Annotated in this window: 16 protein-coding genes, 1 tRNA gene and 1 riboswitch; of the genes, 6 read left to right on the forward strand and 11 right to left on the reverse strand. The window is 69.3% G+C overall.

Translation table 11 applies throughout. The features are described from left to right. Positions 1-345 precede the first annotated feature (345 nt). The 4 genes from EV148_RS11705 to EV148_RS11720 all read right to left on the reverse strand — a co-directional run bounded on the left by EV148_RS11705 (position 346) and on the right by EV148_RS11720 (position 4,186). A tRNA-Ser gene (locus EV148_RS11705) sits at positions 346-438 on the reverse strand. 93 nt (positions 439-531) lie between these two features. Next, complete coding sequence (gene csrA / locus EV148_RS11710) at positions 532-747, reverse strand: carbon storage regulator CsrA (RefSeq protein ID WP_131998373.1); 216 nt, start codon at positions 745-747, stop codon at positions 532-534. A gap of 249 nt (positions 748-996) precedes the next feature. Continuing rightward, entirely contained in the window at positions 997-3,624 is a 2,628-nt protein-coding gene (gene alaS, locus EV148_RS11715) for an alanine--tRNA ligase (protein WP_131998376.1), read from the reverse strand. 64 nt (positions 3,625-3,688) lie between these two features. Then, on the reverse strand, positions 3,689-4,186 hold the full coding sequence (locus tag EV148_RS11720; protein ID WP_131998379.1) for a regulatory protein RecX: 498 nt from the start codon (positions 4,184-4,186) through the stop codon (positions 3,689-3,691). A gap of 71 nt (positions 4,187-4,257) precedes the next feature. On the opposite strand from EV148_RS11720, the gene EV148_RS11725 reads away from it, so the two are divergent. Both EV148_RS11725 and EV148_RS11730 read left to right on the forward strand, forming a co-directional pair. Then, on the forward strand, positions 4,258-4,650 hold the full coding sequence (locus EV148_RS11725) for a class I SAM-dependent methyltransferase (RefSeq protein WP_131998382.1): 393 nt from the start codon (positions 4,258-4,260) through the stop codon (positions 4,648-4,650). A 103-nt stretch (positions 4,651-4,753) separates the two neighbouring features. After that, the gene (locus tag EV148_RS11730) at positions 4,754-5,071 is read left to right on the forward strand and encodes a DUF4214 domain-containing protein (protein ID WP_158287444.1); all 318 of its coding nucleotides are present in this window, start codon (positions 4,754-4,756) and stop codon (positions 5,069-5,071) included. 24 nt (positions 5,072-5,095) lie between these two features. On the opposite strand, the gene recA is transcribed toward EV148_RS11730, so the two are convergent. The 5 genes from recA to EV148_RS11755 all read right to left on the reverse strand — a co-directional run bounded on the left by recA (position 5,096) and on the right by EV148_RS11755 (position 10,529). Next, positions 5,096-6,121, reverse strand: coding sequence for a recombinase RecA (gene recA, locus EV148_RS11735; RefSeq protein ID WP_131998385.1), 1,026 nt, complete (start codon positions 6,119-6,121; stop codon positions 5,096-5,098). A gap of 121 nt (positions 6,122-6,242) precedes the next feature. After that, positions 6,243-6,749 carry a CinA family protein gene (locus EV148_RS11740; protein ID WP_131998388.1) on the reverse strand — a complete coding sequence of 169 codons (507 nt, stop codon included), beginning with the start codon at positions 6,747-6,749 and terminating at the stop codon, positions 6,243-6,245. Between the two features lie 66 nt (positions 6,750-6,815). Further along, the gene (locus tag EV148_RS11745; RefSeq protein ID WP_131998391.1) at positions 6,816-7,208 is read right to left on the reverse strand and encodes an acyl-CoA thioesterase; all 393 of its coding nucleotides are present in this window, start codon (positions 7,206-7,208) and stop codon (positions 6,816-6,818) included. Further along, the gene (locus EV148_RS11750; protein ID WP_131998394.1) at positions 7,198-8,211 is read right to left on the reverse strand and encodes a ribonucleotide-diphosphate reductase subunit beta; all 1,014 of its coding nucleotides are present in this window, start codon (positions 8,209-8,211) and stop codon (positions 7,198-7,200) included. The genes EV148_RS11745 and EV148_RS11750 overlap by 11 nt, the downstream gene beginning before the upstream one ends. Beyond that, a complete protein-coding gene (locus EV148_RS11755; protein ID WP_241988080.1) occupies positions 8,208-10,529 on the reverse strand; it encodes a ribonucleoside-diphosphate reductase subunit alpha in 2,322 nt (773 codons plus the stop codon). Before EV148_RS11755 ends, EV148_RS11750 begins: the two co-directional genes overlap by 4 nt. A 326-nt stretch (positions 10,530-10,855) precedes the next feature. Continuing rightward, positions 10,856-11,028: riboswitch (cobalamin riboswitch) on the reverse strand. 294 nt (positions 11,029-11,322) lie between these two features. Here EV148_RS11755 and EV148_RS11760 point away from each other — a divergent pair. From EV148_RS11760 to EV148_RS11775, 4 genes are all read left to right on the forward strand, one after another. Further along, entirely contained in the window at positions 11,323-12,954 is a 1,632-nt protein-coding gene (locus tag EV148_RS11760; RefSeq protein ID WP_131998400.1) for a putative 2OG-Fe(II) oxygenase, read from the forward strand. Positions 12,955-13,030: 76 nt separating this feature from the next. Then, positions 13,031-14,089 carry an NHL repeat-containing protein gene (locus tag EV148_RS11765; protein WP_131998403.1) on the forward strand — a complete coding sequence of 353 codons (1,059 nt, stop codon included), beginning with the start codon at positions 13,031-13,033 and terminating at the stop codon, positions 14,087-14,089. A 51-nt stretch (positions 14,090-14,140) separates the two neighbouring features. Further along, entirely contained in the window at positions 14,141-16,753 is a 2,613-nt protein-coding gene (mutS, locus tag EV148_RS11770; RefSeq protein ID WP_131998406.1) for a DNA mismatch repair protein MutS, read from the forward strand. Beyond that, entirely contained in the window at positions 16,750-18,900 is a 2,151-nt protein-coding gene (locus tag EV148_RS11775) for an acyltransferase family protein (protein ID WP_131998409.1), read from the forward strand. The genes mutS and EV148_RS11775 overlap by 4 nt, the downstream gene beginning before the upstream one ends. 10 nt (positions 18,901-18,910) lie before the next feature. Here the strand turns inward: EV148_RS11775 and EV148_RS11780 are convergent, their stop codons facing one another. Further along, positions 18,911-19,339 carry an RNA-binding S4 domain-containing protein gene (locus EV148_RS11780; RefSeq protein WP_131998412.1) on the reverse strand — a complete coding sequence of 143 codons (429 nt, stop codon included), beginning with the start codon at positions 19,337-19,339 and terminating at the stop codon, positions 18,911-18,913. Continuing rightward, complete coding sequence (sugE, locus tag EV148_RS11785; protein WP_131998755.1) at positions 19,336-19,665, reverse strand: quaternary ammonium compound efflux SMR transporter SugE; 330 nt, start codon at positions 19,663-19,665, stop codon at positions 19,336-19,338. Before sugE ends, EV148_RS11780 begins: the two co-directional genes overlap by 4 nt. Between the last annotated feature and the right edge of the window lie 155 nt (positions 19,666-19,820).

Raw genomic sequence — 19,820 nt, forward strand, 5'->3', positions numbered from 1 at the left:
AACCATCGACGAGGCACCCCGAAAAACGTTCGCGCCGGCGCGTCGGCCGAGGCCGGGACATACCCTGTGGGAGCGCACCCGTGCGCGACCGCGGCATCCAACCTCGCCGCGATCCCGTCGCCCACAGGTGGGCTCGTATAACGGAACCGGGACGTCCACGATTGCTCGGCTCATCCTGAGCCTCACCCCTCGGCGCTGCACGGTATGGGCCAGCCGCTTCGCGGCTGTTCCGATTCGCTCCCGGCGAATCGGTCGAACCGGTGCCTTCTGCGAAGGGCGCCGGTTCTCCACCCTGCACGCACCCCCAGTAACGCAAAACGCCCCCGAAGGGGCGTTTTGCGTTACTGGCGGAGAGAGAGGGATTCGAACCCTCGATAGAGCTTTTGACCCTATACTCCCTTAGCAGGGGAGCCCCTTCGGCCTCTCGGGCATCTCTCCGGGATCGTGCGGTCCGCGCCAGCTTCGGCTGTTCGCGTCCGGCCGCGCAGGATAGCGGCTACGGCGGTGCGGGTAAAGACGGTGCGGTGAAGCTCAGTTCGCGTGATGGCCGCCGGAACCTTCGGCGGATTCCTCGCCCGGCGTGAGTTCGCGCTTGATGCGCTGGTAGATCTCTTCGCGATGCACGGCCACGTCCTTCGGTGCGTTGATACCGATGCGGACCTGGTTGCCCTTGACGCCGAGTACGGTGACGGTCACCTCGTCTCCGATCATCAGCGTCTCGCCGACCCGGCGAGTCAAAATAAGCATGTGGCTCTCCTTACTCGTTTATCGGTCCTTTTGGATCCGCATGTGCGACTGCGTTCACCCTGCGCATGTGGTCCCGGGGACCAAGTGGCAGCCTCCCTCGCTACCCTTCCCCTGTTTTATGTACCTCGATTCGACGTTCTCGCTGCGCCACCCGGCGCCGGCACCGATATCGAAGCGGCCCGATACTAACCAAGGCATCCGGCACGCGCAATGAACGAAAGCCTTTGCGCCGACACGTTTTCTTTACGTTTACATATGCTGCTCGAGCCACGCGGGGAGCGCTGCAAGCGCAGCATCCAGCGCGGGTGAATCGATGCCTCCGCCCTGCGCCATGTCCGGGCGCCCACCGCCCTTGCCGCCGATCTGCGCCGCGACGTGCGCGACGACTTCACCGGCCTTGACCTTGCCGAGCGCGGCGCCGTGCACCCCGCCGACGAGCGCGACCTTGCCGTCGCTGGCCGAGGCGAGCAGCACGATGCAGTCGGCGAGCTTCTGCTTGAGCGTATCGACGCCGTCGCGCAGTGCCTTCGCGTCGAGGCCGTCGACCCGCGCGGCCACGACGTTCACGCCGCCGACCTTGCGCGCCGATGCCGCGAGGTCCTGCGTCGCGGAACTCGCCGCCTTCGCCTTGTACGACTCCAGCTCGCGCTCGAGCTTCTTCTGCCGTTCGAACACCTGGCGCAGCTTGTCGACGATCTCGGGGCCGTTCGCCGACAAGAGGTCGCCGATCTCGTCGAGGCGCCGTTCCTCCTCGGCGACGAAGGCGATCGCCGCCGCGCCGGTCACCGCCTCGATGCGGCGCACGCCTGCAGCCACGCCGCTTTCGCCGACGATCTTGAACAGGCCGATGTCGCCGGTGCGCCCGACGTGAGTGCCACCGCAGAGCTCGGTGGAGAAATCGCCCATTTTCAGCACGCGCACCTCGTCGCCGTACTTCTCGCCGAACAGCGCGATCGCGCCGAAGTCGAGCGCGTCCTGGTACGCCATCTCGCGCACCTCGGCGGGGGCGTTGCGGCGGATCTCGGCGTTGACGAGATCCTCGATGCGGCGCAGTTCCGCGGCGCTGATCGGCTGGAAATGCGCGAAGTCGAAGCGCAGGCGGTCGGGCGCGACCAGCGAGCCCTTCTGCTGCACGTGGGTTCCCAGCTCACGGCGCAATGCGGCATGCAGCAGGTGCGTGGCCGAATGGTTGAGCACGGTCGACTGACGGCGTTGCGCATCGACATCGGCATCGAGCATGGCGCCCTTGTGCAGCGGCGCGCCGTGCCAGCGCCCGAGATGGGCGTGGAACACGCCGCCGAGCTTGATGGTGTCGGCGACATCGAAGCGACCACCTTCTCCGCGCAACACGCCGGTGTCGCCGACCTGGCCACCCGACTCGGCGTAGAACGGCGTGCGGTCGAGCAGCACCACCGCCTCCTCGCCGTCGCCGAGCGCATCGACCGCGCGGCCGTCCCGTACGATCGCGACGACGGTCGCGCCGCTCGCCGAAAGCGCTTCGTAGCCGAGGAAGACGGTCGGCGCGAGCGCGCTCGCGACATCCGCGGGCAAGGTCGCCTTGCTGTCGAACTGGCTCGCCGAGCGCGCGCGTTCGCGCTGCTGCTCCATCGCCGCCTCGAAGCCCGCCATGTCGACCGACAGGCCGCGCTCGCGCGCGATGTCCGCGGTGAGGTCGACCGGGAAGCCGTAGGTATCGTACAAGCGGAATGCGTCGGCGCCGGGAATGGTATTGCCGGACTTGCGCGCGACATCCTCGAACACCTTCATGCCCTGCTCGAGGGTCTCGCCGAAACGCTCCTCTTCGGCCTTGAGCGCGCGCTCGACGAGCTCGCGCTTGGCCGGCAGTTCCGGATAGGCGTCGCCCATGACCTCGATCAGCGCCGGCACCATCGCGTGGAAGAACGGCTGCTTCTGGCCGAGCATGTAGCCATGGCGCAATGCGCGCCGGATGATCCGGCGCAGCACGTAGCCGCGGCCCTCGTTCGAGGGCAGCACGCCGTCGACGATGAGGAACGCGCACGCGCGGATGTGGTCGGCGATCACGCGCAGCGACTTGTTCTCGAGGTCGCGCGTGCCGGTCAGGCGCGCGGCCTCGCCGATCAGGCGCTGGAACAGGTCGATCTCGTAGTTCGAATGCACGTGCTGCAGCACGGCGGCGAGGCGCTCGAGGCCCATGCCGGTATCGACGCACGGCGCCGGCAGCTTCGACAGCGTGCCATCGGCGGCACGGTCGAACTGCATGAAGACGAGGTTCCAGATTTCGATGTAGCGATCGCCGTCTTCGTCCGGCGATCCCGGCGGGCCGCCGGGGATGCCGGGGCCATGGTCGTAGAAGATCTCGGTGCACGGCCCGCACGGCCCGGTGTCGGCCATCTGCCAGAAGTTGTCGGAAGCGTACGGTGCGCCCTTGTTGTCGCCGATGCGCACGATGCGCTCCGGCGGGACGCCGATCTCGTCCTTCCAGATCGCGTGGGCCTCGTCGTCCGTGTGGTAGACGGTGACCCAGAGGCGCTCCTTCTCGAGCCCCAGCACGCCGGTGAGGAATTCCCACGCCCAAGCGATCGCCTCGCGCTTGAAGTAGTCGCCGAACGACCAATTGCCGAGCATCTCGAAGAACGTGTGGTGGCGGGCCGTATAGCCGACCGAGTCGAGGTCGTTGTGCTTGCCGCCCGCGCGCAGGCAACGCTGCACGTCGGCCGCCCGCACGTAACCGAGCTTCTCGCTGCCGAGAAACACGTTCTTGAACTGCACCATGCCGGAGTTGGTGAACAGCAAGGTCGGATCGTTCGACGGTACGAGCGAGCTCGACGGCACGATCGTATGATCCTTGGAGCGGAAGAACTCCAGGAACGCGGAGCGGATTTCGGAGGTTTTCATCGGGACGGATCGGGGCGGATGCGAAAGGCGGACACGCCGAAGATGCGGTCCGGATTTCGAGCCATCAATCCAACTCTTCGCCCGGATCGTCCACTTCGGCCTGCGTGACGGCGCGTACTGTCGCCGGATCGAAGCCGCGGCGCAAGAGAAAACCGGCGCGGACCGCGCGTTCCGCGCGATCGGACGGCGCCTTCGTACCGTAGCGGCGCCGCAGTTGCGCCGCGGCGATCGCCTCCCAGTCGGCGTCCAGGGCGATGAACACCTCGCGAATCGCCGGTTCGGCAAGACCGTGCGACTTGAGCTCGGCCCGGATCCGGCGCGGGCCATAGCCTTGCGCGCTGCGCTGGCGCGCGATGCTCGCGGCGAAGCGCGCATCGTCCTGGTAACCCTGCTGTTGCAGACGCTCGATCGCATCGCCGGCCTCGCCGTCGGCATGTCCGCGCCGGGCGAGCTTCGTCTTCAGTTCCCGCGCGGAATGCTCGCGTCGCGCGAGCAGCCCCAGGGCACGGTCGTAGCCCGAACGCGTTGCCCCGTCGCCGGTTCGCCGGTCCTTCTGCTTCATGGCGCACCTCGGCTGACGGCCCGCGGATCGAACGCGTATCCTACGACGGCTTCCGACGGATATCGCAACGCATGCTGGCGACCGCGAACGACGCGAAACTTCCCGACCCGCTGCCGCGCAAGATCAACGTCGGCTGCGGCTACGACCGCCGTGAAGGCTATCTCAACGTCGATCTGCACGCGGTACACGGGCCCGATCTGGTCGCCGACGTCGTCTCGATGCCGATGCTTCCCTCGGGCGCGTTCGACGAAGTCCTCGCACAGGACGTGCTCGAGCACTTCGAACGCGCCAAAACCGTGCCGGCCCTGCAGGAATGGGCGCGCTTGCTCGCGCCGGGCGGCATCCTGCACGTGCGCGTGCCCACCCTTACCGGCATGTTCGACCTGCTCAGCCGGCCCGATCGCCGCGAGGCGTCGAAGCCGATGGGATCATCCATCTCGTCTACGGCAGGCCTACAACGGTGATTACCATCTCGCCGGGTTCACCGCGGCAACGCTCGATGCGTCCCTGCGCCGTGCCGGACTGCGCGTATGCGAGGCGTCGATCCTGCACGGGTGGTTGTTCGACGTGAAGTCACGCAAGGCCGAGCGCCTGGACGACGACCGCGAATTCGTCCATTCGCTGTACTTCTCGGTGCTCGGCCGGCCCGCGGACCCTTCGGGACTCGCCTCGTCCGTCGATGCACTCGCCACCGGACGGCGCACGCGCGAGGGTGTCGAGCGCATGCTGCGCGAGAGCGAAGAGGCGAGGTTCCTCGCCAACCATCCCGCGTACCTGTGGCCTTACGCCGCACGCCTCCGCCCGGAACGCACCGCCTCACGCGGCGCACTGCTGCCCGCGCGGCTGCGCAATGCCCTGTCGACATTGCGCAGGCGCCTCACCTGAGGCCGCCGCGTCGTTCAGCGGCGCTCAGGCCTCTTCCATCTCCACCATCGGCGAATTCGCACCCTTGGCGAGCAAGCTGGCGCGCAGCTGCGCATCGATCGCAGCGGCGATTTCCGGGTGCTCCTTGAGGTACTGGCGCGTGTTGTCCTTGCCCTGGCCGATGCGATCACCGTTGTAGCTGTACCAGGCGCCGGACTTGTCGACGATGTTGTTGGCGACGCCGAGCTCGATCAGCTCGCCTTCGCGCGAAGAGCCCTCGCCGTAGAGGATTTCGAACTCGGCCTGGCGGAACGGCGGCGCGACCTTGTTCTTGACGACCTTGACGCGTGTTTCCGAACCGATCACTTCCTCGCCGCGCTTGACGCTGCCGATACGGCGGATGTCGAGACGCACCGACGCGTAGAACTTCAGCGCGTTGCCGCCCGTGGTCGTCTCGGGGTTGCCGAACATGACGCCGATCTTCATGCGGATCTGGTTGATGAAGATGACCAAAGTCCCTGATTTCTTGATGTTCGCGGTAAGCTTGCGCAGCGCCTGGCTCATCAGGCGCGCCTGCAGGCCGACGTGCGAATCGCCCATCTCGCCTTCGATTTCCGCCTTCGGCGTGAGCGCCGCGACCGAGTCGATGACGACGACGTCGACGGCATTGGAACGCACCAGCATGTCGGCGATCTCGAGCGCCTGCTCGCCGGTGTCGGGCTGGGACACGAGCAGGTCGTCGACGTTGACGCCAAGCTTTTCCGCATAGCTTGGGTCGAGCGCGTGCTCGGCGTCGACGAACGCGGCAGTGCCGCCGTTGCGCTGGCAGTTCGCGATGACCTGCAGGGTCAAGGTGGTCTTGCCGGACGATTCGGGGCCATAGATCTCGACGATGCGCCCGCGCGGCAGGCCACCGATGCCGAGCGCGATGTCGAGGCCCAGCGAGCCCGTCGAAACGACGTCGATCGCTTCGTCGGCCTTGTCGCCCATGCGCATCACGGCGCCCTTGCCGAACTGCTTCTCGATCTGGCTGAGTGCGGAGGCGAGCGCCTTGCGCTTGTTGTCGTCCATCGCGGATTCCTCGATATCGTGTGGGTGCGGCGAAGGTGCCGCCGCGGCGTCTCAGCGTGTAAGACGCCTCGTCACGCGATTATCCCACAGCCACGCGCGTCCGCTACGCGCGGCGCGCGCTTCAGCTCGTAAGAATCCGCCGAACGCCGTCGAGCGCCGCGCCGACCGTCTGCCGCCGCACCGCCTCGCGATCGCCGTCGAAGTGGAACAGCTCGGCACGCGCGTAGCCACCGCGCCGCTTCCAGCCGATCCAGACCGTTCCGACCGGCTTGTCCTTGGTGCCGCCACCCGGCCCGGCGACGCCGGTGACCGCCACCGCGACGCTCGCGCCGTAGCGCGCGAGCGCGCCCGAGACCATCTCGACCGCGGTTTCCTGGCTCACCGCGCCATGCCGCTCGAGCGTCTGCGGCTGCACACCGAGCAGCGACTCCTTCGCCTCGTAGCTGTAGGCGACGACGCCGCACTCGAACCAGCTCGAGCTGCCCGGAATGTCGGTCAGCACCTTGGCGATCCAGCCGCCCGTGCACGACTCCGCCGCGACCACCGTCTGCGCTCGGGCGATGAGGCATTCAGCCACGGATTGCGCGAGCGCATGCAGCTCGACGTCGGTCGGAATGTCCGTGTTCATGATGGGTTCCCGTGGCCGAACGCCGCATGATGCCACAGCGACGCGCAACGCCGCGCGAAGGCGACGTTACGCTCCGATCGCACGATCCACCGCGACGGCGCGCCCGTCCTGGTCGACCGCGACCATGACGAACTCCCCGCTCGTCGCCAGCGCCGACGGCGCGCCCGGCGTCGCCTCGCTCGACAGGCCCACGCGCACGGTCATCGAACTGCGGCCGACGCCGACGACGGTCGCGACGAGCTCGACGATTTCGCCGAGCCGCACCGCGCGCCGGAAGTCGATGCGGTCCGATCGCGCGGTGACCACCGTGCGCCCGCAGAAGCGGCTCGCGGCGAGGAACGCGGCCTTGTCCATCCAGGCGAGGGCCTGCCCGCCGAACAAGGTACCGAGATGGTTGCAGTGGTGCGGGAACACGATCTCGACGACGCGCGCCTCGGTCCCGGCCGCTTCAGAACGCATGGTCGAATCCCACCTCACCCTGCACCGCGACCTGGTAGGCGGACACGCGGCGTTCGAAGAAGTTGGTGAGTTCCTGCACGTCCTGCAGCTCCATGAACGGGAACGGATTGCGCGCGCCGTAGCGCGGCGGCAGGCGCAGCATCGCGAGGCGCTGGTCGGCGACGTACTCGAGGTACTGGCGCATCTCCTTCAAGGTCATGCCGACCACGCCGCCGCCGAGCACGTCCTCGGCGAATTGCGTCTCGCACTCGACCGCCTCGCCGATCATCTCGGTCACCTGCGCGGCCCAGCGATCGTCGAACAGCTGCGGCTGCTCGCGCTCGACCGTGCGCAGCACCTCGAACGCGAAACCCATGTGCGCCGATTCGTCGCGAAACACCCACGCCGTGCCCGCCGCGAGGCCCGGCAGCAGGCCGCGCGAACGCAGGAAGTAGACGTAGGCGAACGCGCCGAAGAAGAAGAGTCCCTCGATGCAGGTCGCGAAACAGGCGAGGTTGAGCAGGAACGAGCGCCGGTCCTCGTCCGACGCGATCCGCTCGAGCGCGTGGATCGAATCGATCCAGCGCTGGCAGAACGCCGCCTTGCGGCGGATCGACGGGATGTTCTCGACCGCCGCGAAGGCTTGCGCGCGCCGGTCCGACTGCGGGATGTAATTGTCGAGCAGGGTCAGGTAGAACTGCACATGCAGTGCCTCCTCGTACAACTGGCGCGACAGGTACATGCGCGCCTCGGGCGCATTGATGTGCCGGTAGAGGTTGAGCACGAGGTTGTTCGCGACGATCGAATCGCCGGTCGCGAAGAACGCGACGAGGCGTTCGACCAGGTGCCGATCGGCCGGCGTCATGCGCTGCGCGAGATGGCCGAGGTCGATCTGGAAGTCGATTTCCTCGACCGTCCAGGTGTTCTTGATCGCGGCGCGATACATCTCGTAGAACTGCGGATAGCCCATCGGCCGCAGCGTGAGGTCGAAGCCGGGATCGAGAAGGCGACTGGTGGCGCTCATTGGCAGGCCTCGCACAGTTCGGGGTTCTCGAGCGAGCAGACCACGGCTTCGGCGTCGCTGTAGGCCTTCGCCGGTGCCGCGCCGATCGTCGCCTTGGCGATGCGCGTCGCCGGGCGCGAGCGCAGGTAGTAGGTCGTCTTCAGCCCGCGCTTCCACGCGTACATGTACATGCTCGAGAGCTGGCCGATGTTCGGGTTCTCGATGAACAGGTTGAGCGACTGGCTCTGGTCGATGAACGCGCCGCGATCGGCCGCCATGTCGATCAGCGCACGCATCGGCATCTCCCACACGGTGCGGTAGATCGTGCGCAGTTCCTCCGGCAATGCCGTGATCGCCTGCACCGACCCTTCCGCGAGCTTGATCGCGTCGCGGATCTGCGCGGTCCACAGACCCAGGCGCTTGAGCTCGTCGACGAGGTAACGGTTGACCTGCAGGAAGTCGCCAGACAGGGTCTCGCGCTTGAACAGGTTCGACACTTGCGGCTCGATGCACTCGTAGCAGCCCGCGATCGAGGCGATCGTCGCGGTCGGTGCGATCGCCACGAGCAGCGAATTGCGCAGGCCGTGCGCGCGGATCTCCCCGCGTAGCGCGTCCCAGCGCGCAGCATCGCGCGGCGCTACGTTCCACGCGTCGAACTGCAACTCGCCGCGGGCAGCGCGCGTCTCGGCGAACGCGGGATGCGCGCCCTTCTCGCGCGCGAGCTCGAGCGAGGTGCGCAGCGCCCAGTAGTAGATCTCCTCCGACACGCGCGCCGACAGCTCGCGCGCGGCGTCGCCGTCGAACGGCAGGCGCAGCGCGAAGAACACGTCCTGCAGGCCCATCAGGCCGAGCCCGACCGGCCGCCAGCGCAGGTTCGACGCGCGCGCGCCGTCGATCGGATAGAAGTTGAGGTCGATCACCCGGTCGAGCTGGCGCACCGCCACCTGCACCGTGTGCGCGAGCTTGTCGAAGTCGAACGCGACGCCGTCGTGATGCTGCGCGAGATTGATCGAGCCGAGGTTGCACACCGCGGTTTCGCCGCCACCCGTGACCTCGATGATCTCGGTGCACAGGTTCGACAGGTGCACGGTGTTGCCCGCGCGTGCGGTCTGGTTGCCGGCGCGGTTGCACGCATCCTTGAAGGTCATCCAGCCGTTGCCGGTCTGTGCGAGCGTGCGCATCATGCGTGCGTAGAGGTCGCGCGCCTTGACCGTCCTGCGCGCGAGCCCCTGCGCCTCCGCCTGCGCGTAGGCCTGTTCGAACGCTTCGCCCCAGAGGTCGGGCAGCTCCGGCACGTCCTTGGGGTCGAACAGCGACCACTGGCCGTCGGCGTCGACGCGGCGCATGAACAGGTCCGGGATCCAGTTGGCGAGGTTGAGGTGGTGCGTGCGGCGCGCCTCGTCGCCGGTGTTGTCGCGCAGTTCGAGGAACGCCTCGATGTCGGCGTGCCAGGGCTCGAGGTAGACGCAGGCGGCGCCCTTGCGCTTGCCGCCCTGGTTCACCGCGGCGACGGACGAATCGAGCGTCTTCAGCCATGGCACGATGCCGTTGCTGAGGCCATTGGTCGAGCGGATGAGCGAGCCCTCCGAACGCACGCGGTGCCAGGCGAGGCCGATGCCGCCCGAGAACTTCGACAGCAGCGCGACATCGCGGTACTTGTCGTAGATCGCCTCGAGCGAATCGGCGGGCGAGTCGAGCAGGAAGCAGCTCGACAGCTGCTCGTGGCGCGTGCCGGAGTTGAACAGCGTCGGCGAACTCGGCACGTAGTCGAGGCGCGCGAACAGGCCATACAACTCGATCGCATCACCCACCTGCTCGCTGAGCGCGCAGGCGACGCGCAGCCAGAACTGCTGAGGCGTCTCGATCACCTGGCGCGAGGTCGGGTGCTTGAGCAGGTAGCGGTCGTACAGCGTGCGCAGGCCGAAGTACTCGAAGCGGCGCGTGTGCGCCGGGTCGATCGCATCGTTGAGCTTGCGCGCGTTCGCCTCGACGAACGCGAGCACGCGCTCGTTGATGAGGCCGGCGTCGTGGCCGAGCCGGATCGACTGCGAGAACGAATGCACGCCGAGGCCTTGCACCTCCTTGTCGATGTAGCCGGCGAGCAGTCGCGCCGCGACCCTGGAGTATTCCGGCTCCTCGGCGATGAACGACGCCGCGGTGCGGATCGACAGCTCGTCGAGTTCGCGCGTCGACGCGCCGTCGTAAAGGCCGGCGATCGTCTTCAGCGCGACACGCATCGGATCGACATCGGCGAGGCCATCGCAACAGCGCGTGACCGCGCGCACGATCTTGTTGAGATCGACCGGCTCCTTCGCACCCGAGCGCTTGGTCACGGACATCGACACCGGCCCCCCGTGCGGCGCCGTGAGACGGAAACCCGGCTGCGCAGGGGATGCAGCGACGGTCGAGGCGACGGCTTCGTCGACTTCGGGGATGGACATGGCGGTTCTCCTTCGCGAGCGGTGGAACCCGCGAGGAGAACGGCACGGCGTTGCACGGAACGAGACGACCGTCCGCACTCCGCCGGCCTTCGCTCCCGCGAGCGAAAGAAGACCCGCGGATGGATGCCGACGAAAGAGCGGCGGCCCGGGCGGACGCACCGACTTCCGGCCGGCCCCTCCCGCGAGGGCCTTCGAGCCTGCGCCCACGCCTTGCGGCAGGGCGGTCGGGGCGGGTGTTCGGACTCGCGGGCGCGAGGGGTATCCCCTCTCCTACTGGACGCCGCTTCCCGGGCCTCCTGGCCCGGCGCTGTTGACGTCGTTCGTTCCCGTTCACCGCTGCGGGGCAGTTCCGGATTCGCACCGGATTCCCTCGCCGGCATAACGCCGGCGACCCAGATGTTGTGCTGGGCGCCTTCGACGAACACAAGAATATGTGTTTCGTTGCTGATGCGCAACGACCCTGAGCCTCCGCTCGAACCGAGACCGCGCGCCCCGCGCCCCTGAGTCGTCGAGCGTTTTGCGCAATTTCCGCAACGCGATCGATCTGGCGATGCAAGTCGACGTCGAGCCTCGTACGTAATACTGCGGAGGCGCGTGCCGCGCGCGCATCGATACGAACAGGGGATATGCCGGCCACCTTCTCTTGCGCCGCCCGCAGGCGGCCCGATTCCATGCCAAGCGCCGTCGTTTCGTGCTGAACGCACAGCTCGCTTTCGGCGCCCATCGCGACGACGCCAGGCACGACGTCGAACGCGCCGCCCGCCTCCAGCGCGATGGACACGGTGGCGAAGCCGAGCGGTTGCTGCGCGAGGTACTCGCGCGCCAGCCCCGCGACGCGGCGGCGGCCGCCCTGCTCGGTCGCATGCTGCTCGCCGGCGAGCGCGCCGCTGAAGCCGCCACGCTGCTGGATCGGTTCGTCCGCGCGACGTTCCGCGTTTCAGGCGATCTGCTGCTGCTGCGCGCGCAGGCCTTGCTCGCGGCAGGCCGCATCGAAGCGGCGGTGCCGGCATTCCACGAGGCGGTCGCGGCGTGCCCGCGCAGTGGCACGGCCCAACTCGGGCTCGCGGTCGCGCTCGGCCAGCACGGCCAGCACGAAGCGGCCGCGCTCGCCGCACGCAGCGCGATCGCCAAGGGCACCGACAATCCGGGCGCCCGCTTCGTGCTCGCGCGCGCCTTGTTCGACGGCGGCGACATCGACGAAGCCGAGGCGCAGTTCCGCCACGTGCTTCGCCTCTGTCCGACCCACGTGCCGGCGCACACGAACCTCGCCGAACTCGTCTGGATGCGCAGCGGCGACGCCGCGGCCGCCGCGGCGGAGATCGACGCGGCGCTGCGAGTGGCACCGGGGCATGCGATGCTGCGCATCGCCAAGGCGCGCCTGCTCGAGAGCGCGGGCGAGCACGAACGCGGCTATTCCGCGCTCGCCGCCGGCCTCGCGCTCGCGCCGGACCAGCCGGACCTGCACCTCGCGGCGGCGCAACTCGCGATCGGCTTCGACGCGCAGCGCGCGCTCGCGCACGTCGAACGCGCGCAACGCAGCGCGCCCGACCGTACCGACGTCGTCGCGGCCCAGGCCGACACCCTGCTCGCCCTCGGCCGCGCGCGCGACGTGGTCGATGTCACCGGCGAACTGCTGCGGCGCGATCCGTGCGACGGCCACGCGCTCGCGCTGCGCATGAGCGCCTGGCGCCTGCTCGGCGACGAGCGCTACCGCACGTCATGCGACTACGCGCTCGTGCGCGCATCGATGCTCGACACGCCGCCAGGCTGGGCCGACCTGGGTGCATACCTTCACGATCTCGCCGCCGCGCTGCACCGGCGCCATGTGCTGCGCGCACATCCGGTACGCCAGACCTTGCGCCACGGCACGCAGGTATCGATCGAACCCGCACGCGCGACGGAGCCGGCGATCCGCGCGTTCGCGCGCGCGCTCGAAGGCCCCGTGCGCCGCTACCTCGAAGGCATCGGCTACGGCGCCGACCCACTGCGCCGGCGCAATACCGGCGCCTGCCGCGTCGCCGACATGTGGTCGGTGCGCCTGCGCAGCCGCGGCCACCACGTGAGCCACTTCCATGGCCGCGGCTGGCTGTCGTCGGCGTGCTACATCGAGCTGCCGCCCGGCATGGGCGAGCGCGACGGTGCCGGCTGGCTCGCTTTCGGCGAATGCGGCGTGCCGACACCGACGCCGCTGCCTGCCGACTACGTGCTCAAGCCGGAGCCTGGCCTGCTCGTGCTGTTCCCATCGTGGCTGTGGCATGGCACGCGCCCCTTCCATGGCAATGGCACGCGCCTGACGATCGCGTTCGATCTCGTGCCCGCCTGATTCCGCCCGCCGCACGCGCCGGTTCGGGGATTCGCCGCCGAACCGCGTAGTGGCAGGAAACAGGAGGTACGCCACCATGATCCGCCGGCTCGCCGTCGCGTTGCTCGCCACGTTCACCCTGCCCGCGCAGGCCGACATCCTCATCGGCAGCTACGGCGACAGCAGCACGCCGCAACCGTTGCGCGCGTTCGCCGACGACGCCGACGGCGACGCCGTACCGCTGCGCACGCTCGGCGGCCCGCTGTCGACGATCGTGTCGGCGACCGGCGGCAGCTACCTGGCGAGCGAGGGCAGTGTGTACGTCGCCGACTTCTGGGGCCAGGCGATCCGCGTTTTCCCCGCCTATGCAACCGGCGACGTCGCCCCGCTGCGCGTGCTCGACGCACCGATCCTCGGCCAGCCGCGAACGGTCGCGCTCGACCCGGCGCACGGTGAACTCCTGACGACCGCGAGTGGCTGCTGCCTCGTCGGCTTCGCGCTCGATGCGAGCGGCCAGGCGCCGCGGCTGCACATGCTCGACTGGGGCGGTTTGCCGTCGAGCGTGACGCAGCTCAACTATCCGGCGTCGCTCGCCTACCTCGCCGCGAGCGACGAAGTCGCGCTCACCGACTACGACAACGGCGCGCCATACGCACCGAAGGTGCTCGTGTTCAATCGCACCGATGCGGGAAACACAGCGCCCAAGCGCGTGATCAAGGGCGATCTCACGGCTTTGGGCGGCTGGGCCAGCGGCATCGCCTGGGACGCGCAGGCCCACGTGCTTCACGTCGCCGCGAACACGCGCAACCCCGACAACTCGGTGTCCGCGCGCATCCTCGCATTCGACGACCATGCCGACGGCAACGTCGCACCATTGCGCGTGATCGGCGGCGCGGCGACCGGGCTGGAACTCCCGTCCGGCTCGCATCTCCTCGGCCTCGCGATCGACCCGCTGCGGCGCCGCCTCGTCGCGAGCGTCGCCGCCGACACCGTGGCGGCCAACAACAAGCTGCTCGTGTTCGAGCTCGACGGCGACGGCGACGCTGCGCCGCTGCAGGTGATCGCCGGCCCGCACACCGGCCTCGACACGATCGGCGCGCCGATCTGGGTGCCGCCCGACGCGATCTACGACGACGGCTTCGACGAATCCGCGTAGTCGCGCCCGCGCACGCTAGACTATCCGGTCAGCCCGCCCAGGCCGGACCGGATGTCTGCCGTCGACGTTACGCAACACACACCGCTCATGCGCCAGTACTTCGCCGCCAAGGCGGAGTACCCCGACACGCTCGTGTTCTTCCGCATGGGCGACTTCTACGAGCTGTTCTACGAAGACGCGCGCAAGGCCGCGCGGCTGCTCGACATCACGCTGACGCAGCGCGGCGCGTCGGCGGGGGCGCCGATCCCGATGGCGGGCGTGCCGTATCACGCGGTCGAGGGTTACCTCGCCAGGCTCGTCAAGCTCGGCGAGTCGGTCGCGATCTGCGAGCAGCTCGGCGACCCGGCGGCGAGCAAGGGCCTGGTCGAGCGCAAGGTCGTGCGCGTCGTCACGCCGGGCACGGTCACCGATGCGGCGCTGCTCGAGGAGCGCCGCGACAACCTGCTGCTGGCGATCGCCGCCGGAAAGTCGAACTACGGGCTCGCCTGGGTCGATCTCTCCGCGGGGCGCTTCCTGCTCGGCGAGGCGGCGGACGCGGAAGCGCTCGCGGCCGAGCTCGCCCGCCTGACGCCCGCGGAAACGCTGGTCGGCGAGGACGTCGCCTGGCCCGCGTTCGTCACCGCCCTGCCCGGCCTGCGCCGGCGCGCGCCGTGGCATTTCGACACCGCCACTGCGCAGCGCGAACTCTCGCGCTTCTTCGGCACGCGCGACCTGTCCGGCTTCGGCTGCGACGGCTTGCCGCTCGCGGTGGCGGCCGCGGGCGCGCTGCTCGGCTACGTGCAGGAAACGCAGAAGGCGGCGCTGCCGCATCTCGCCGGGCTCGCGGTCGAGACCGCCGACGAAACGCTCGCGATGGACGCGGCGACGCGCCGCAACCTCGAGCTCGACACGCACGCGAGCGGCAACCGCGAGCACACCCTGCTCGGCGTGCTCGACCGCACGATCACGCCGATGGGTGCACGCCTGTTGCGCCGCTGGCTGCATCGCCCGCTGCGCGACCGCGCCGTGCTGCGCCGGCGCCAGCAGGCGGTCGACAGCCTCGTCGATGCGCGGCGCCATGAGGACCTGCGCGAAGTGCTGCGCGGCATCGGCGACCTCGAGCGCATCCTCGCGCGCGTCGCCCTGCGTTCGGCGCGGCCGCGCGACCTCTCGACACTGCGCGACGGCCTCGCGCTCGCGCCGAAACTCGCCGAGGCGATCGTCGCGACGCGCGCCGCGCTCGAGGACGACGGCGCGTCGCGCCTGAGCCCCTTGCTCGGCGAACTCGTCGATCGCCTCGGCGAACATGCCGACACCGCCGCCTATCTCGCCGCGGCGATCGTCGACGTGCCGCCCGTGCTCGCGCGCGACGGTGGCGTCGTGCGCGACGGTTTCGATGCCGAACTCGACGAACTGCGCGCGCTCGCGACCAACGCCGACCAGTTCCTCGTCGACCTCGAGGAGCGCGAGCGGGCCGCGAGCGGCATCCCGACGCTCAAGGTCGGTTACAACCGCGTGCACGGCTATTACATCGAGATCAGCAAGGCGCAGGCCGACAAGGCGCCGGTGCATTACACGCGCCGGCAGACGATCAAGGGTGCCGAGCGCTACGTGACCGAAGAACTCAAGGCATTCGAGGACAAGGTGCTCTCGGCGCGCGAACGCTCGCTGATGCGCGAGCGCGCGCTCTACGAGGGCATCCTCGACGTGCTTCTGCAACGGCTCGCGCCCTTGCAGGCGGCCGCCGCGGCGATCGCCGAGCTCGACGTGCTCGCCAACCTCGCCGAGCGCGCCGACTCCCTGCGCTGGAACCGGCCGACGCTCGCCGACAGCGGCGGCATCCACGTCGTGCGCGGCCGCCATCCGGTCGTCGAGCAGGTGCGCAGCGACCCCTTCGAGCCGAACGACCTCGACCTGCACGACGGGCGCCGCATGCTCGTCGTCACCGGCCCGAACATGGGCGGCAAGTCGACCTACATGCGCCAGGCGGCACTGATCGTGCTGCTCGCGCACATCGGCAGCCACGTGCCCGCCGACAGCGCGACGATCGGGCCGGTCGATCGCATCTTCACGCGCATCGGTGCCGGCGACGACCTCGCGCGCGGCCAGTCGACCTTCATGGTCGAGATGAGCGAGACCGCCAACATCCTGCACAACGCGACCGCGAACAGCCTCGTGCTCATGGACGAGATCGGCCGCGGGACCTCGACCTACGACGGCCTCGCGCTCGCCCGCGCATGCGCATTGCACCTCGCGACCGTCAATCGCGCCTACGCGTTGTTCGCGACGCACTATTTCGAACTCACCGCGCTCGCGGGCGAGGTCGAAGGCATCGCGAACGTGCACCTCGACGCGGTCGAGTTCCACGACAAGGAGCGCGGCGAGCAGCTCGTGTTCATGCATGCGGTGAAGGAGGGACCGGCCAACCGCAGCTTCGGCCTGCAGGTCGCCGCGCTCGCCGGACTGCCCAAGGCGGTGATCGCCGACGCGCGCGCGACGCTGCGCACGCTCGAAGGCGGCGCACGCGCCGCGACGGCCGCGGCCGCGCAGGCACAACCACAGCTCGGCCTGTTCGCGCCGCCGCTACCCTCGCCCGCGGAGGAAGCCCTGCGCGCGCTCGATCCCGATGCGATGTCGCCGCGCGAAGCGCTCGACGCGCTCTACCGGCTCAAGAAGCTCACATGAATACGATCGCCGACCGCGCCCCGGCGCACCCGCCGGCCGGTGGCGCCGCGGAGGCCTCGCGCGCGGCGGGCCCGGCCGCGGACCGCGTGACGCCGACGCGCCATGTCGCGCACATCGATGGCCTGCGCGCGCTCGCCGTGCTCGCCGTCATCGCCTATCACCTCGACGAACGCTGGCTCCCCGGCGGATTCGGTGGCGTCGACATCTTCTTCGCGATTTCGGGCTACGTCGTGAGCGCTTCCGTCGGCGCCTGGAACAAGGGCGGGATCATTGCCTTCCTTCCATGGTTCTACGCGCGGCGCATGCAACGCATCGTGCCCGCGCTGCTGGCCTGCCTGCTGCTCACCGCGCTCGCCTCGAAACTGCTCGTGCCCAGTGCCTGGCTGAGCCATGCGAATGAAACCACCGGACTGTACGCGCTGTTCGGGTTCAGCAACTACTACCTCGCCAATCACCGGGAGAACTATTTCTCGCCGGCGATCGACTACAACCCGTACATGCACACGTGGTCGCTCGGCGTGGAAGAGCAGTTCTACCTGCTTTTCCCGCTGCTGTTCTTCGCCTGGACGCGCGGACGCCGGGGGCGCGTGGTGTCGGTCGTGCTGTTCGCGATCGCATTCTGCGCGTCGGTCGCGCGCGGTTGGCAGCTCGGTCGCACGGACCCGACGGCGAGCTTCTACCTGATCACGACGCGCCTGTTCGAGCTCGCGGCGGGCGTGCTGCTGTTCCAGCTGCTGGATTGGCGCGAACGACGCATGGCGGGCAGTGATCGTGCGCCGTGGCTCGCGACGGCGGGCGCATGGCTGTCGGCGGCCGTCGTGTGCACCGGCCTCGTCGTCTCGCGCCCGGGCAACTTCCCGTTCCCGGGCGCGCTGCTGCCGGTGCTCGGCACGCTCGGCCTGCTCGCCTGCCTGCACGGCCGCAGCGGCGGCGTGCTGCGCACTATCCTCGGCAGCGGCCCGGCCGCCTACGTCGGCCGCTTGTCGTATTCGCTGTACCTGTGGCATTGGCCGGTGTTCGTCCTGTTCCGCTGGACCTGCGGGCTGGATTCCATTGCGACGCGGATCGCCGCGACCGCGCTCACCTTCATGCTCGCGATGGCGTCGTTCCGCTGGCTCGAGCAACCGTTGCGTTACTCGGCCCGCCTGCGCGCCTGGCCGCGCGTCGCGGTCGTGGCGTTGGGTCTCGCTTCGATCGGCAGCGCGTATTGGCTGTCGATGCGCATCATCGGCGCACCGGGCTCGCTGTCGCTGAGCACCGTGACGCGTCACGCCGACGACTGGTATCCGCATGCGGTACTCGCGTCGCCGGGTGCGCCGCAGTGCCACCTGCAGATCGAGGTCGCGCGCGCCGGCACGGGTTCGGTCGGGATCTACACGCCTGCCGGATGCGCGCAGCCCGCGACGCCGCCGCGGAACATCTTCGTGCTCGGCGATTCGCACGCGGCCGCCTACCTGACCATGCTGACCGAGCATGCGCTCCGCTCCGGCACCACGCTCGTCATGTACAACAACGAGGGCTGCACGTTCGCGAGCCTGCAGCCCGAGCGTGAGCAGGGCCCGTGCCCCGAGCGTGCGGATGCCGCGATCAAGGACATGATCGCGCGTGGACGGCCCGGCGACGTCGTCTTCCTTGCCGCACTGCGCCTGGCGCGCCTGAGCAGCCAGTATTCCCGGCTCGACGAGGCAAAGGCACGCGAGAGCATGCGCGGGCCTTCCGCGACGGCGCGCCGCGCGGCCTCGGAGGACGCGCTCGTCGCGCAGCTCGCCCCGCTCGCCAGGCACGGCCTGCGGATGATCATCGACGCGCCCAAGCCGGTCTTCCGCGCGCCGGCGTTCCGCTGCGCGGACTGGTTCGATGCGGGCAATCCCGTTTGCGCGCCCGGGCTCGAGATGTCGCGCAACGACCTCGAGCAGTATCGGCAGCCGGTCCTCGACAGCCTCCAGCGCATCGCCGGGCGCGTGCCCTCGCTCAGGGTGTGGGATCCGCTCCCGCTGCTCTGCCCCGGCGCGTCATGCTCGACGATCCGCGACGGCAAGCCGCTGTTCTTCGATGGCGACCACCTGAGCGCGCATGCCACGCGCCTGCTCGCCGACGACTTCGAACGCGTACTGCGCGACGTCGCCGCGATGCCGGCCGGCAGCTGAGACCGGCCGCTCACATCGCATCGATGTCGCCGAGTGCGCGGATCAGCCGGCGCGCGCGCTTGTCCGGCTTGCCCGGCGGCTTGGCGTAACCTGCTCCCGTGAGTCGCCGCTGCTCCGCGGCGGCGAGGCGTGCGGCGCGGCCGGCTTCGGTTTCGCCGTACAACTGCTGCGCCACGCTCGCCGGGCCACGCGTTTCGCTGAGCCCGAGCACGTCGATCTCGTAACGCTCCTCGCCGCGTGCGATGCGCAGGCGATCGCCGACGTGCACGAGGCGTGCAGGCCGCGCGCTGCCTTCGCCGAGGTCGACCTTGCCGCCCTCGATCGCCTGCTTGGCGAGCGAGCGCGTCTTGAAGAAGCGCGCCGCCCACAGCCAGACGTCGAGGCGCACGCCCCGGCGCAGTTCGGCGCCTGCCGCCGCGCGATCCGGCGCCTTGCTCATGCCTGGCCTGCTCCGCCGAGCCACTTGAGTCCGATCACGCCCGCGACGATCAGCGCGATGCAGGCGAGCCGCGCGAGGTCGCGCGATTCGCCGAACAGGATCATGCCGAGGATGACCGTGCCGACCGCACCGATGCCGGTCCAGACCGCGTATGCGGTGCCGAGCGGAATCTCGCGCATCGCGAGCGCGAGCAGCCAGAAGCTCACGGCCATGCCGGCGATCGTCGCGAGCGTCGGCAGCGGACGCGAGAAGCCGTCGGTGTACTTGAGGCCGACCGCCCAGGCGATCTCGGCGAGGCCGGCGAGCAGCAGGTGGATCCAGGGCAGCGACATGATGGGTGCAACCAGCGAATGCGTCGAACGAGCCTAGGCCCGGCGCGATGGATGGTCAACGCGTCCAAACTGAATCGCATGCATCGCCGCGAGGCCGTGAATGGCGGAATCACCGCAGTTCGTGTATCGTTCGCGCGGTCTGTTGCGCC

Origin of the sequence: Dokdonella fugitiva, assembly GCF_004342425.1 — a bacterium.
In the GTDB taxonomy this organism is placed as follows: Bacteria; Pseudomonadota; Gammaproteobacteria; order Xanthomonadales; family Rhodanobacteraceae; genus Dokdonella_A; species Dokdonella_A fugitiva.

Coding starts and splice junctions, on each gene's coding strand:
- csrA (WP_131998373.1), bottom strand. CDS start 747: ATGCTTATTTTGACTCGCCGGGTCGGCGAGACGCTGATGATCGGAGAC.
- alaS (WP_131998376.1), bottom strand. CDS start 3,624: ATGAAAACCTCCGAAATCCGCTCCGCGTTCCTGGAGTTCTTCCGCTCC.
- EV148_RS11720 (WP_131998379.1), bottom strand. CDS start 4,186: ATGAAGCAGAAGGACCGGCGAACCGGCGACGGGGCAACGCGTTCGGGC.
- EV148_RS11725 (WP_131998382.1), top strand. CDS start 4,258: ATGCTGGCGACCGCGAACGACGCGAAACTTCCCGACCCGCTGCCGCGC.
- recA (WP_131998385.1), bottom strand. CDS start 6,121: ATGGACGACAACAAGCGCAAGGCGCTCGCCTCCGCACTCAGCCAGATC.
- EV148_RS11740 (WP_131998388.1), bottom strand. CDS start 6,749: ATGAACACGGACATTCCGACCGACGTCGAGCTGCATGCGCTCGCGCAA.
- EV148_RS11745 (WP_131998391.1), bottom strand. CDS start 7,208: ATGCGTTCTGAAGCGGCCGGGACCGAGGCGCGCGTCGTCGAGATCGTG.
- EV148_RS11750 (WP_131998394.1), bottom strand. CDS start 8,211: ATGAGCGCCACCAGTCGCCTTCTCGATCCCGGCTTCGACCTCACGCTG.
- EV148_RS11755 (WP_241988080.1), bottom strand. CDS start 10,529: ATGTCCGTGACCAAGCGCTCGGGTGCGAAGGAGCCGGTCGATCTCAAC.
- EV148_RS11765 (WP_131998403.1), top strand. CDS start 13,031: ATGATCCGCCGGCTCGCCGTCGCGTTGCTCGCCACGTTCACCCTGCCC.
- mutS (WP_131998406.1), top strand. CDS start 14,141: ATGTCTGCCGTCGACGTTACGCAACACACACCGCTCATGCGCCAGTAC.
- EV148_RS11775 (WP_131998409.1), top strand. CDS start 16,750: ATGAATACGATCGCCGACCGCGCCCCGGCGCACCCGCCGGCCGGTGGC.
- EV148_RS11780 (WP_131998412.1), bottom strand. CDS start 19,339: ATGAGCAAGGCGCCGGATCGCGCGGCGGCAGGCGCCGAACTGCGCCGG.